This is a genomic window from Urechidicola sp. KH5, assembly GCF_054661455.1.
Map to the genome: position 1 here is coordinate 187645 of NZ_BAAFSW010000001.1, position 13932 is coordinate 201576.

Below are 13932 nucleotides of genomic sequence, written 5' to 3' on the forward strand. Positions count from 1 at the left end.
CTAATTAATTCGAAGATTTAAAAGTAACAGTCTTCGGCCTATTCGTCTTTTGAATTGTATCTATACCTTTTTGCTGAGCAGAATCTTTCTCTTTTTCTTTTTTACGCAAGCCCAAGCGCTCTAACAATTCTTTACCATTGTCAAAATCAAAAGTATAAGAAAGTCCTACTCCTTGGGTATACCCTTCTTCCTCTTCTGTATATTGTATTTCGTTTTGACGGTTAAATACAGTAGATCTCAATGTTCCCTCATCATTTAATAAAAACTCTACAGTTGCCTCACCAACAACAGTGGCATTCTTATTTTCTGATCCTACAGGAACACCAACCGTACCATCAATTAAAATACGATCGTTAATCTTGGTCTTAACAGAAACATCAAATTGATCATTCGTATTAATATCTTCAATTGCCGATAAATCAGTTGCTGACCTATAATCAAAAGACATTTTAAAATTATCGTTTCCTTTACTTATTAATCCGGTAATTGCTCCAGATAACAATTGGTATACTGTTTCTTCACCTACCCCTTTACTATTTTCAAACAATGTTGATTCATCATTATAAAAATTACCAAAAATCAAAAGTGTACCCCAATGCTTAATCATATCTTCATTTTGACTGATTTTAAAATCCAATTCTGATTTCACTTCAGAATCTACATCGGGTACTATTACATCAAATTCTTTTTGAGAGTCGTATAATTCTCCCGTAAATCTCGTTACTAAATCTACAGGAATATCTCTATTGGTATAAACACTCTCAAGGATAGTTTTAGGGTTTGCATATACCCTGTATATGGTTTCAATATTTACGTCGGCAGTGTAAGGGTTACCATTCCAAGAAATAGTCCCTCCTTTAACAGCTTCAAATCGCTTGTTCGCTACCCCTGCTAAGGTAAAATCGTAACGACCATTATCAACAGTAAAATCACCAAACATATTAAACTTACCATTGGTGTCTATTTCAATTCTTAAATCACCTGTACCACTACCCTTTAAAGAACTATTGGTAGCCTCATCTAAAATCATTTCAATAACTGCATCTTTGGTAACTTCTAAATCGAAATTAATAGACAATCCTTTAATTCTGTCGAATAACATTTCTTCCGGAATCTCAAAGGCATTTTCTTCTGTTTTTCTATTTTTATCAGAAACGAAACGCACCAGTTTTGTATTTTCTACAGTCTTTAAATCACTTAAAGGAATTACAAAGCGAGTACCTGGGTTCGTCTTACCAATAACATTAATTGTTAAGTTATCTGTTAATCCTCTAATATTAGCAGAGCCATCAATATAGCCTTGTCCATAATACAACTCGTCTTCTGATTGATCTGTATTTAAAACCAATAGGTTGTTTGTATTTAAATTTAAATCTAAAGACCAATCTGTAAAATAAGAATGTGAAATTGTACCATCTAAAGTACCTGTGGTATTTGAATGAATGTCTCTTAAAGATAAATCTACAATTTCAAATGTCTGTTCATGCAAATTAACTACTGTGGTACCTTCAAAATCATAATCTACATTTAAATATGGTAGTGCTACACCAGCCTGATCTAAAAACAATTCACCGCGCATTGCTGGATTGTTTAAATTACCCACCAAAGAAGCCTCCCCATATACATAACCCCGCATGTTTGTGAAGTTCTCATCTCCTAATGGGCTTAGTATATCTAATTTTAGGCGGTCAAAATCGATATTCATTCCAATATTTGGTTCTTCACTGGTAAAATCAACTACTCCATTTGCCAATAAGTTTGTTGTTTCTCCATCGATTATAGAAACATCTACATCAAATCTTCTCAACGAATTTTGTCCCTGTACATCAACATTTAAATTACCTTGATAAGACTCATTAACAAAGAAATCTTCAATAAAAATATTAGCAACAGGCAATACGTCTCCCTGACTCTCATTATACGAAAGTCCTCCATTAATTAAACCCGCAAAGTGCCAATCTTCAATATCAGGAGTAATTCCGGCAAGGTTAACATTATCAAATTCTATATTTAAATTCTTTTCTTCTGCTCCAAATGAAGAACCAAACATTTTTATTTTCTGTCTCCCAGATTGCACATCAAATTCTTTTACTTCAAAAGAGCTTAAATCTTCTGCAAAGACAACTTTGTTTTTTTTATTCTCATTTGGATTTATTTTCCATGTCTGGTTTTTATAGATAACCTTTGAGTTGTTAATACCCACTATTGAATTATCGTTTTCATCTATTGTATGATAAAAGCCTAAATCAAAAGTTTCTGTATTTTCAAATCCACCTTTGAACTGAGTTCTAAAGTAAAGTGTATCGTTTAACGTTACATTTACTAAACCAATATCCGACAACCTATAACTTTTTGCTGTAATCTCATCAATTGTAAATTGTGTATTAAAAAGTGGATTCTGATTGTCGATCTGTAATCGAATACTATCAATATGCACATCATCTATTGACACCCCTGGAGATCGCATAGAAATTTTGAGTTCGTCGGTATCACCATTCATAGATCCTTCTATAAATGTATTTGGATCTAGTTTTACCTCTGGAAATAAAATCTCAATTACTTTATCATATATTTTAAAATCAAAATCTAAATACTGACCTTCTCTAATAGAATTCGAATCATAGTTTGTATATATACTTCCAATTGTGTTTTGAGCCAATTTACCCAATTCTCTAAACAAAAATTCTCCTTTAATTTCTCCATTCATTATATCGGGAGAATTAAACGAAACAGTTCTAACATTTCCGTCAAAAGAAGAAATTAAATCAAAATCTTTGAAGAAGTACAAGTCGTTTTGATTGGTATATGATGCTTGGGTAAAATGTATTGACCCCTCTAAATCTTCCAAAGTATTCCCACGCAAGGCGATATCTATATCTCCTTTTAAGATAGAGATAGAATCGTGCTTAAATAAATTTAATTTATTAAAATCAGCATAATCAATAATGGCTTCAAAATCAAAATTGTATGGGTTTGAGGCAAGGTCTGCTAAACCAATAAAATCCAATTTAAGATTCTCATCATTCGCAAATAATTGTCCATTAAACTTCTTATTTCCAAACTGTCCAACTAAACGAATATTTCTATATGTATAGCCTTTATACTGGTGTTTATGCACCATACCATCTACAGCAATATTCAAATTATCCGATCGAAACCCTGTTCCATCGATATAGGCATCCACAGATAATTTACCAATAAGTGAATCCTTTAAATACTCCCCTAATTTGAAGTCAATTATTTTCACCTCTCCTTTGTACGATGCATTATCTATATGACCAATATTAGATAATTCTAAATCTGTAATTGCCGAACCTATATCTGAGTTTAATTGCAATTGTGCATCAATCAATTCTGGAGTAACAAAGGCATTACCACTTAGTTCAAATCTACCCAAAGTCTTAAATTCTGTAGGCAAAGATTTTTCCAAAATACTTGGAAGCAAACCTTTTAACTGCTTATGATCAGATATTAATTCACGAAGCTTTGCATTTAAAGAGAATCCATTTTCGTTTTCAAATGCATTTACAACTTCAAAATCACCATCAATAATCAAATCCATATCCGATTGAAGTTGCAAGTCTTCGGCATAAAAATTATTGAGTGTACCACTAAGATTCGAACTAAAATGCAGTATATCATTGTTACCGAACTTTCCGTAGAATTTATTTAAGTCTATTAAAGATACATGAGCCTCTTTAACCTTGGCTTCAAACTGTACTTTGTTATTGAAATCTTTAAAACTACCATCTCTAAAAAAAGTTACATCCGCCTCTACTATTGAGGTTTCAGTTCTCAGTGATGTGTTGGCAAGTTTCATACGTTGACGCGTATAGGAAAAATCTGAATCCAAATCTTCAACTTGAATTTGATGATTTTCAATAAACTCAAAATCTCGAATATCTCCTGAAAAATTAGGGCCATCAATCAATAAATGATCGACATCGCCATAAATATTGTCAAAAAAGACATCTGGATCATCTGGTCTATTTTCATCAATAATTGTTAAAAATGCATCTTTTAAAATAACTCTTTCAGCGGTCATTAAAAAGTTAGATGGAATCGTATCAGGCTTTTCTTCATCAAATCTCGAAACAAATATGTTAAACGCATCTTCATTCTCACCCTCATAAGTTTTCATAATAAAGTTTATACCTTCTAGGGTAATATCTCCAAATTCGAACTTATTATTTAAGATATTGCGATAACTAAAAATGGAAGTTGATAAACTTTCGATATTGATCATAGAATCTAAATGATGATCTTTAATGTCAATCTCTTTCAATTTAATTCTACCTAAAATTGATAAGTCTACCTTATTAACAACAATATTGGTATTAAAATCTTTATTTAAATAATTTGTTGCAACTCGGCCTAACTTTGTTTGAACAGCGGGAATAGCAAGCAATAAAGCAATTAACACCAGTAGTACAGTGAGACTGCGTAAAAATTTAATTACTATTTTTTTTGTTCTTTTGATAAGCGTTAACTTTGCATTTTCTATGACAATTTTCATGCCTTAATTACAAGAATGAGCAAACCTCCTGTATATATTTTAGGAATAGAATCATCGTGTGATGATACAAGTGCTGCCGTACTATGCAACGGAAAAGTACTATCTAATGTTGTTGCAAATCAAGAAATTCACGCAGCCTATGGCGGTGTGGTACCTGAATTAGCCTCAAGGGCACATCAGCAAAATATTATCCCCGTTGTACAGCAAGCTATCCTAAGAGCAAATATCGATAAAAATCAGCTAAATGCCATAGCTTTTACACGCGGTCCTGGATTAATGGGATCTCTACTTGTGGGCAGTTCATTTGCAAAGAGTTTAGCACAAGGTTTAAACATTCCATTAATAGGAGTAAATCATATGCAGGGTCACATTTTGGCACATTTTATCGATGATGAAAGTCAAGAAAAACCACCCTTCCCTTTTTTGTGTTTAACCATTAGTGGTGGACATACTCAAATAGTGAAAATCAATGATTATTTTGATTTAGAAATATTAGGAGAAACCTTAGATGATGCTGTTGGCGAAGCTTTTGATAAATCTGCTAAAATTTTGGGATTGCCTTATCCAGGTGGACCATTAATAGATAAGTATGCCAAAGAAGGAAATCCAAAAGCATTTCCTTTTACTAAACCAAAAGTAGGCGATTTAGAATTTAGCTTTAGCGGATTAAAAACTGGTATTTTACGTTTTATTGAAAAGAACACCAAAGACAATCCTAAATTCATTCAAGAAAACCGAAACGATATTTGCGCAAGCATTCAGCACACCATTGTTCAAATATTAATGGATAAGCTAAAGAATGCTTCTAAGCAAACAAGCATAAAACATATAGCCATTGCAGGTGGAGTAAGTGCTAATTCCGAAATAAGAAAGGTCTTAAAAGAAGCTGAAAAAAAATATGGGTGGACCACTTATATTCCAAAATTTGAATATACAACAGATAACGCAGCGATGATTGGAATAACAGGTTATTTAAATTATTTGCAAAATAATTTTTCCAATTTTGATGTTACTGCTACTGCTAGACTTAAGGTTACAGAATAAAAAAACCTCCTAAATTAGGAGGTTTTTATGTTCAGTTAAATCTGTTAAAGCTTCTTATGTTTCTTTTGGAAATCTAAGTGAACATAATTTATTCAAACTATATCTTGATAACTTCTGTCGGTAGTTTTATAGAACCCTTACGCGTATTTGCATCAACTTTCGCTTTTTTTGGTATTTTTATTACAATTTTATTCGAAATCTCATTCAATTTCGTCTCTTTTTGCTCTAATTTCGCTTCCAATTCTTTTACCTGTTTTTCCATCTTCTTCTCTTTTTCTGCCATTTCTTGTTCAAAAGCTTTAATCTTTGGCGCGTACTTTTCTTCAAACTCTTTTTCCCATTTCGCCATTTCTTTTTCGTACTCCTTCATTTTTGGCTCATACTTCTGAGCATATTCCTTCTCCCATTTTTCCATCTTTTTTTCGTACTCTTCCATTATAGGCTCTATGCTTTCTTCAATTTCCTTTTCCCATTCCCCCTGCTTTTTCTCCCATTCTGCCAAATACTTCTCTTTATCTTTTTGATATGCTTTTTGATCCCACTCAATCGATTTTAAAACTTTAACAGCAACTTCTGGCATTACTGGAGGTGCAGACATATCTAACGAATCAAAATCAATGGCAAATGCTAATACTGGTTCAAAATTGAAATCCATTACAGGCAAATCCATATCAAATACAAAATCCATAGCGTCAAAATGGTATGTAAAATTAGGATGTGATGTTACCACGACTTTAGATGAATTTCCTAATGCCTCTAATTTCCAGTTTTTGAATAACTCCTCGGCCTCTGATTTAGACATACCGTTTGCCGTTAAAGTAGCCTCTATTGAAACCTGATTTTTGTCCCAATGCTCTACTACTACATCGCTATGACTTGTATTAATCTCAATAACTACATCGCTGTTTACATTAAAGTTTTCTTTAATTTGTTTTGTTTGGGTTTGGGCTACCAATAAGCCAACTTGTAATAAAAATACAATCAATACACTATACTTTATTGCTTTCATTTTCTTGTGTGTTTAGGTTGTTCATCTTTTTTAACTCTCCCTTTAATTGATACATTAGTTTTAATCTTGATTGTAGGTTTTGAATGAGTGCATCTATAGTTTCTTCAGAAATTTCTTCCTCAGAGATTGATGCGATTGTAGTATCATATTCATTTTGAAGCTCGCCTAATTGGTCAAAATAGGCTGCCAAAATAATCTTGTTTTCATCAGTAATCTTAATCTTTGCTATTTGATAATTTATATGGTTTAAATAGAAATCTTCTACCTTCTTTAGATCTGGAGAAATTTCACCCATTGAGTTGTACTTTATTTCATTCTCTACAATCTCATTGTTCAATCCTTCAGCATTTAAGTAGTAAAACCCTGCAAATCCCAAAGAAAGAACAATTACAATTACCGCAGCAATTTTCAACCAATTGTTATCTTTTTTCTTATGAGGAAACGCTGTCTCTAAACGATATTCAAATCGTTGCTTATGGCCTTGTTTTAATGGTACTCTTTTCGTTTGTTCTTCTTTAATAAGGTTTCTAAGATCCTGTCCCATTACTGACAAATTTTAAAGATTCTTTTAATTTTTGTTTACCACGCATCAACTGCGTTCTCGAATTTACTTCAGAAATACCAAGTACTTCAGAAATCTCTTGATGATCATATCCTTCTATTAAAAATAAGGACACTACTACCTCGTATTTAGGAGACAATTGAGAAATAGCTGTTTTAATTTCTTCCAAAGAAACTAGGTCATCTACCTCCCAATTGTCATCCCTATCTACAACATTCAAATACCTTTTATCTACATCAGAAAATTTAAGTTTTGCTGATTTTAATGAATCAATACAGGTATGAATCACTATCTTCTTTAACCAAGCGCCAAAGGTAACTTCACCTTTATAAGAATCTATCTTTTTAAAAGCTTTTATAAATGCTTCTTGCATCACATCCTCAGCGTCCTGAGAATTTTTCATAAATCTGTATGAAACTTGGTACATAGCATCGCAATACTGATTGTATAATTTCAACTGTGCCCTTCGATCGTATTGTTTACACTTTTCTATGATTCCTAAATGGTTAATTTTCACAATGTGCTTATTCAGTTAGTGTTCATTATCAAAGACGAGACTAATTTTGCCTTGTTGCAAATTAGTGCGATTTTTTTGAAAAAAATTTAAGCATAAAAAAACCTCCCAAATCGGGAGGTTTCATATTATTTAAATTCAACTTAAAATGCAGTATCTAAATCCCAAGATTCTAAAAATTCTTTAATGTGTTTTATAAACATTCCACCAGCTGCACCATTTACCACTCTATGATCGTATGAATGCGATAAGAACATTTTTTGTCTTATACCAATAAAGTCGCCTTCTGGGGTTTCAATAACTGCTGGCATTTTTCTAATAGCACCTAAAGCCAAAATACCTACCTGTGGTTGATTTATAATTGGCGTACCCATAATACTACCAAAACCTCCAACATTTGTTACCGTATAGGTTCCATCTTGGATATCATCAGGACTCAAGGCATTGTTTCTAGCTTTATTAGCCAAATTATTCACCTGCTTAGCCATACCAACTAAGTTTAATTGATCTGCATTCTTAATAACAGGCACTATTAAATTACCATCACCTAATGCAGTGGCCATACCCAAATTAATATTCTTCTTCTTTACAATTTGCTCACCATTGGTTGAAATATTCAACATTGGGAAAGCTTTTAAAGCTAGCGCTACCGCTTGCATAAATATTGGTGTAAACGTTAATTTCTCTCCTTCTCTAGCAAAGAATTGATCTTTTACTTTATTTCTCCACTTTACAATATTTGTAACATCTACCTCTATAAAGGATTGCACATGCGCAGAAGTTTGAACTGAATCAACCATATGTTTAGCAATCAATTTTGCCATACGGTTCATTTCAACAATCTCATCTTCGCCACTTGCTGCAATTGGAGTAACAGGAATCGATGGCGCTACTTTGGCCCGAGCTGGAGTAGAAGAAACTTCTTTTACCTGAGCTTCCGATTTTACAGGAGCGCTTCCTCTATTTGCTATATAATCTAAAATATCTGTTTTCGTTACACGGTTATCTTTACCAGTGCCATTAATACTTTCTAATTCTGCCATAGACACCCCTTCGGTCTCTGCAATATTTCTTACTAATGGAGAAAAGAATTTACCAGATGGACTTGTTTTTTCTATTGGTACATTAACAGTTTCAACAGTAGCTTGAACCGAAGCTTCAATTTCTGCAGCAACTTCTATAACCTCGGGAGCATCTGCTACAGCAGCCTCTTCTGTTCCCTCACCCTCAATTTCAATAACTGCTAATGTTTGACCTACTTGAACTACATCATTTTCTTCAAACCGTTTCTCAACTAAAACACCCTCTACCTCACTTGGAACTTCCGAGTCAACTTTATCAGTAGCAATTTCAACTACTGCATCGTCTAATTCAATGGTATCTCCTACTTCTTTTAACCAAGAAGTAATGGTTGCCTCTGCAACACTTTCGCCCATTTTAGGAAGTTTTAATTCAAATAATGCCATTCGTTTGATTTTTTAGTCTCGCAAAGGTATGAAAAAGTGAGGAAAGAAGCGCTATACGAATTCTTAATGATTCTATATATTATTATATTATTCTAAATTCAACATGTAATTTAAAGCTATTATTAATAATATTCGCAATTAAAAACAATTTTTACTGATAATTACAAAATTAAACTATAATCTAAAAAATCATGATTTCTGATTGATTTCTATACGCTAGTAAATCAAAAGCTCTACAAGTATTTTGCACAAACATTTAACCTTATTCTTTCACTATGTGTTAATTACCTGGGAAATATAATAGGTCATATCCTATTCTAATTCTCTCAATCTTTACTTGTTGAAATACAAATCAATTCATAAAGTCCGTCAAATTGAATCATTAATAAAATTTATAAATAAGAATCTGTAGGATATGTAATATATCCAGGACCTATAATGCTACAATTTTGAATCAAGTAACAATTCTTCATGCAAAGGTATTGGCTTTCGTATAACTGTAAAACGATAAGTATCATATAATCTACTACACCCAATCTTTAGGATTTTGCAGAACTTCTATTAGCTTTTCCTCTTCACTTCCTATTTCGGGATGATGATTGTATTGCCACTGTACATGTGGCGGAAGACTCATAAGAATACTTTCTATTCTACCATTGGTTTTTAATCCGAACAATGTGCCTTTATCGTGAATCAAATTAAACTCAACATAACGACCTCTTCGCACTTCTTGCCAATCTCTTTGCTCATTTGTGTATTCTAGATTTTTTCTTCTTTCTACAATTGGTGCATACGCCTCTAAAAAACTATTACCAACTTCTGTTACAAAATTATACCATTGTTCCATACTCATCTCATCGGTTGCCTTGCAATAGTCAAAGAACAAACCTCCTATGCCTCTTGCTTCATTTCTATGTGCATTGTGAAAATACTCGTCGCATCGCGCTTTGTATTTTGCATAGAAATCAGGATTGTGATTATCACAAGCTCGCTTGCAAATCGCATGAAAATGTTTGGCATCTTCTTCAAATAAATAATACGGTGTTAAATCTTGTCCGCCACCGAACCATGAAGTTACCGTTTCACCCGATTTATCATACATTTCAAAATATCGCCAATTGGCATGAACTGTTGGTACCATTGGGTTTTTAGGATGTAAAACCAAACTTAAACCACAAGCAAAAAAATCACAATCTTCTACACCAAAATACTTCTGCATTGCTGGTGCCAAAGGACCATGTACAGCCGAAATGTTTACTCCTCCTTTTTCAAAAACGGCACCCTCACTAATTACACGAGTTCTGCCGCCTCCACCTTCTGGGCGTTCCCAAATATCTTCCTCAAACACAGCAATACCATCAATAGCCTCCAACTTTGATGTGATGGTATCTTGTAATGCTTGTATATAGTTGTAAAATTTATCTTTCATTATTGTTGATTTTAAATCGTTCATACAATTCCATATTCATTGCATTTTTCCCAGGAGGCGTAAACGCTTTTGAAAGCGTTTTCTGCCACATAAAATTATTCTTCTCAGTAACTTTAATACTCCCTACATTGTCTTTATGCACAATGATTTGCAATCTGTTCAATTCTAGATTCTCAAAAGCATAGTCAACCAAAAACGCTACAGCTTTGGTAATGACACCTTGGCCTTCTATAGTATAATCAATGCAATAGGCAAACTCCCCTTGACCAATTACTTTCTGTAATTCTTTTATATAAATTAACCCAACAACTTTCTTCGCATTCAACTTTAAGGTATATAAATATTCCTCTTTTAAACTGTACTGCCTCTCTTTTTTTAGAGTAAAAAGTTCTGCTAACTCCGGAGTTAAATTTTGCGCCAAGGTTTTTGGAAAAAACGTTCTTAACCGATCTTCATTAGCAACTACAAAATCGCAAATACCCCAAGCATCTTTTTGTTGAACAGGAGCAATAGTAACTTCTCCAATATTGGTTTCTATTTGAAATAATACCTCCATTAATCTTCTAAATATACCAATTCTAAAGGGTTCTTTTCAACCTCTACGATTGATACAACCATAACAGCACCATCTATTTTTTTCAATAGAAATTCAACAATCTGCTCATGTGATAAGGTTACATATTCAGCAAAAAAACCTCTACCTATAGCATTATTGTGCTCATCCATTAATCGCGGTAGTTCTTCATTAATAAATAATTCTTCGTGCCAATCTGTAACATCTTTAGTCCAACGAATAACTTTTTCAATGTTCTTGGAATATTTATAGCATGCTCTTGCTATCAGCCAATTCCACAAGGCATGCCTAAAAGCATTTGCCTTGTTGTGCTTACCATGAATTTTAGGGAATTGTCGCTCAGCAATTCTATAGGTCTTTACAGTAGCAAAAAAAGTAGCGACTGCAAAAAAGGGATGTCGTATAAAAAAACGAAAGAAGCCAAACAATTGTTTGGCTTTTATTTGTTTTATGACCGTTATGAGGGCCATTTAGGCTTTGTATTCTTTAACAGCCTCAATAAAGGCTCCTGCATTTTCTAAAGGAATATGTGGCAAAATACCATGCCCCAGGTTTACGATATATTTATCTTTACCAAAAGCATCGATCATCTCTTTTACCATGTCCTTTATTTTTGCTGTTGGAGATAGTAATCTCACCGGATCAAAGTTACCTTGTAAAGTGATTGCATTATTGGTTAATTGTCTCGCTATTTGAGGGGTGACTGTCCAATCTACACCTAATGCTGAGGCGTTTGATTTAGCCATTTCTTCTAGTGCAAACCAACAGCCTTTACCAAAGGCAATCACGGGAGCATCGTCTTTTAATGCCTCAATAATTTGATTGATATATTTCCAAGAAAACTCTTGATAATCTGCAGGAGACAACATACCTCCCCATGAGTCAAACACTTGAACCGCATTCACACCTGCAACTACCTTTGCCTTTAAATAAGCAATAGTTGTATCGGTAATTTTTTGCAATAATTGATGCGCTGCAACAGGATTTGTAAAACAAAATTCTTTAGCCTTATCAAAGTTCTTAGAACCTTGACCTTGAACTACATAACACAATATTGTCCATGGTGAACCTGCAAAACCAATCAAAGGAATTTCATCATTCAATAACTCCTTAGTTGCCTTGATAGCATCCATAACGTAACCCAACTCTTCGTGAACATCTGGTACGATAACATTATCAACACCTTTTTGGTCTCGCACCGGATTTGGCAAGTAAGGACCAAAGTTTGGTTTCATTTGCACTTCAATATTCATAGCTTGAGGAATCACCAAAATATCTGAAAATAAAATTGCAGCATCCATACCGTATCTTCTAATTGGTTGTACGGTAATTTCACTCGCTAATTCTGGTGTTCTACATCTTGTGAAAAAATCATATTTCTCACGAATAGCCATAAATTCTGGAAGGTATCGTCCTGCTTGACGCATCATCCAAACCGGAGGTCTTTCAACAGTTTCTCCTCGAAGTGCTCTTAAAAATAAATCGTTTTTAATCATACTATAATATTGGTTAATGCAATTGCTATTAACTCTCTGATACTTTTTTCATTGCGGCATCTACAGCTCGCGTTAATTTTAACAAATCTTCATCATTAATTGCCGACGATAAGAACCACGCTTCAAATTGCGAAGGCGGTAAAAACACCCCATGACGAATCATCTCCCAAAAGAACACAGCAAACATTTTTGTATCACTAGACTGTGCGGTTTTAAAATCTACGACCGTTTCTTTTGTAAAAAACGGATTCATCATTGAACCAAATCTATTTACTGTTATTGCCACATTATATTTAGCCGCGGCTTCCAATAAAATTTGTTCTATTTGCTCACCAACATCATAAAAATCTTGATATGGGTTTTGCTTCTTAAGAGTTGATAAGGTTGAAATACCTGCTGCCATTGCAATAGGATTTCCTGACAAGGTTCCCGCTTGATACATACCACCTAAAGGTGCTACGCATTCCATAATTTCGTTTCGAGCTCCATAAGCACCAACTGGAAATCCACCACCAATAACCTTGCCTAAACAAGTGATATCTGATTCTACACCTAGCAATTCTTGCGCACCACCAAATTTCGAACGGAAACCAGTCATAACTTCATCTGCAATTAATAAAATTCCATTAGAAGCACATAATTCTTTTAACTTGATTAAGAAATCATCTTGCGGTACTACAACTCCCATATTACCTCCAACAGGCTCAATAATTACAGCAGCTATATCGCTATGACTGTCAATATGATTTTGAATGCTTTCTAGATTGTTATACTCAGCAATTAAAGTGTTTTTTACAGCCTCATCTGGCACACCTTTACTACCAGGCAAACTCAAAGTTGCTAATCCAGAGCCTGCTGCCACTAATAACGCATCTGTATGACCGTGGTAGCAACCTGAAAATTTGATGATTTTATTCTTACCAGTAAATGCACGAGCTAAACGAATTGCTGATAAAACTGCCTCCGTACCCGAATTAACGAATCGCACTTTGTCCATACCAGGAAACGCATCACAAACAATTTTTGCCAATTTAATTTCGTTCTCCGTACTCGCTCCAAAAGAGTAACCGTTTTCAAGCGCTTTTTTAATAGCTTTTTGAACTTTTTTATGTCTATGTCCCAAAATCATAGGACCATAAGACAATACCAAGTCTAAATATTCATTTCCATCTACATCTACTATCTTAGACCCTTTGGCTTTCTTAATGAACAAAGGATTCCCTCCAACAGATGCAAACGCCCTTACTGGTGAGTTTACCGCACCAACTAAGTGCTCTAGTCCTTTATTGTATAGTTTTTCTGATTTCTTAAATTCCATAGTT

The 13932-nt window shown here is 33.8% G+C and carries 11 protein-coding genes; 1 reads left to right on the forward strand and 10 read right to left on the reverse strand.

Annotation, left to right across the window (positions count from 1 at the left end; all coding sequences use genetic code 11):
• Positions 1-4 precede the first annotated feature (4 nt).
• A complete protein-coding gene (locus tag ACYQ5R_RS00905; protein WP_460189020.1) occupies positions 5-4516 on the reverse strand; it encodes a translocation/assembly module TamB domain-containing protein in 4512 nt (1503 codons plus the stop codon).
• A 15-nt stretch (positions 4517-4531) separates the two neighbouring features.
• Here ACYQ5R_RS00905 and tsaD point away from each other — a divergent pair, with 15 nt between their 5' ends.
• Positions 4532-5560, forward strand: a complete 1029-nt coding sequence (gene tsaD, locus ACYQ5R_RS00910; protein WP_460189021.1) for a tRNA (adenosine(37)-N6)-threonylcarbamoyltransferase complex transferase subunit TsaD — start codon at positions 4532-4534, stop codon at positions 5558-5560.
• A 97-nt stretch (positions 5561-5657) separates the two neighbouring features.
• Here tsaD and ACYQ5R_RS00915 read toward each other — a convergent pair whose 3' ends face one another.
• From ACYQ5R_RS00915 to hemL, 9 genes are all read right to left on the reverse strand, one after another.
• A complete protein-coding gene (locus ACYQ5R_RS00915) occupies positions 5658-6569 on the reverse strand; it encodes a hypothetical protein (RefSeq protein ID WP_460189022.1) in 912 nt (303 codons plus the stop codon).
• Positions 6550-7113, reverse strand: coding sequence for a hypothetical protein (locus ACYQ5R_RS00920; protein WP_460189023.1), 564 nt, complete (start codon positions 7111-7113; stop codon positions 6550-6552). Before ACYQ5R_RS00920 ends, ACYQ5R_RS00915 begins: the two co-directional genes overlap by 20 nt.
• Positions 7097-7648: an RNA polymerase sigma factor gene (locus tag ACYQ5R_RS00925; RefSeq protein ID WP_460189024.1), complete on the reverse strand. Its 552-nt coding sequence runs from the start codon at positions 7646-7648 to the stop codon at positions 7097-7099. The genes ACYQ5R_RS00920 and ACYQ5R_RS00925 overlap by 17 nt, the downstream gene beginning before the upstream one ends.
• Positions 7649-7788: 140 nt before the next feature.
• Positions 7789-9111 carry a dihydrolipoamide acetyltransferase family protein gene (locus ACYQ5R_RS00930; RefSeq protein ID WP_460189025.1) on the reverse strand — a complete coding sequence of 441 codons (1323 nt, stop codon included), beginning with the start codon at positions 9109-9111 and terminating at the stop codon, positions 7789-7791.
• Positions 9112-9637: 526 nt separating this feature from the next.
• Positions 9638-10540, reverse strand: coding sequence for an oxygen-dependent coproporphyrinogen oxidase (gene hemF / locus ACYQ5R_RS00935; RefSeq protein ID WP_460189026.1), 903 nt, complete (start codon positions 10538-10540; stop codon positions 9638-9640).
• Positions 10530-11096, reverse strand: a complete 567-nt coding sequence (locus ACYQ5R_RS00940; RefSeq protein WP_460189027.1) for a GNAT family N-acetyltransferase — start codon at positions 11094-11096, stop codon at positions 10530-10532. Before ACYQ5R_RS00940 ends, hemF begins: the two co-directional genes overlap by 11 nt.
• A complete protein-coding gene (locus ACYQ5R_RS00945; protein WP_460189028.1) occupies positions 11096-11584 on the reverse strand; it encodes a DUF6973 domain-containing protein in 489 nt (162 codons plus the stop codon). The genes ACYQ5R_RS00940 and ACYQ5R_RS00945 overlap by 1 nt, the downstream gene beginning before the upstream one ends.
• Complete coding sequence (gene hemE, locus ACYQ5R_RS00950; RefSeq protein ID WP_460189029.1) at positions 11585-12610, reverse strand: uroporphyrinogen decarboxylase; 1026 nt, start codon at positions 12608-12610, stop codon at positions 11585-11587.
• A gap of 28 nt (positions 12611-12638) precedes the next feature.
• A complete protein-coding gene (gene hemL, locus ACYQ5R_RS00955) occupies positions 12639-13928 on the reverse strand; it encodes a glutamate-1-semialdehyde 2,1-aminomutase (RefSeq protein WP_460189030.1) in 1290 nt (429 codons plus the stop codon).
• Positions 13929-13932: the final 4 nt, after the last annotated feature.

What these genes read in the sequence shown, in the direction of transcription:
- hemL (WP_460189030.1), bottom strand. Translation starts at nt 13,928, where the DNA reads ATGGAATTTAAGAAATCAGAAAAACTATACAATAAAGGACTAGAGCAC.
- ACYQ5R_RS00945 (WP_460189028.1), bottom strand. Translation starts at nt 11,584, where the DNA reads ATGGCCCTCATAACGGTCATAAAACAAATAAAAGCCAAACAATTGTTT.
- ACYQ5R_RS00930 (WP_460189025.1), bottom strand. Translation starts at nt 9,111, where the DNA reads ATGGCATTATTTGAATTAAAACTTCCTAAAATGGGCGAAAGTGTTGCA.
- ACYQ5R_RS00940 (WP_460189027.1), bottom strand. Translation starts at nt 11,096, where the DNA reads ATGGAGGTATTATTTCAAATAGAAACCAATATTGGAGAAGTTACTATT.
- hemF (WP_460189026.1), bottom strand. Translation starts at nt 10,540, where the DNA reads ATGAAAGATAAATTTTACAACTATATACAAGCATTACAAGATACCATC.
- tsaD (WP_460189021.1), top strand. Translation starts at nt 4,532, where the DNA reads ATGAGCAAACCTCCTGTATATATTTTAGGAATAGAATCATCGTGTGAT.
- ACYQ5R_RS00915 (WP_460189022.1), bottom strand. Translation starts at nt 6,569, where the DNA reads ATGAAAGCAATAAAGTATAGTGTATTGATTGTATTTTTATTACAAGTT.
- ACYQ5R_RS00905 (WP_460189020.1), bottom strand. Translation starts at nt 4,516, where the DNA reads ATGAAAATTGTCATAGAAAATGCAAAGTTAACGCTTATCAAAAGAACA.
- hemE (WP_460189029.1), bottom strand. Translation starts at nt 12,610, where the DNA reads ATGATTAAAAACGATTTATTTTTAAGAGCACTTCGAGGAGAAACTGTT.
- ACYQ5R_RS00920 (WP_460189023.1), bottom strand. Translation starts at nt 7,113, where the DNA reads ATGGGACAGGATCTTAGAAACCTTATTAAAGAAGAACAAACGAAAAGA.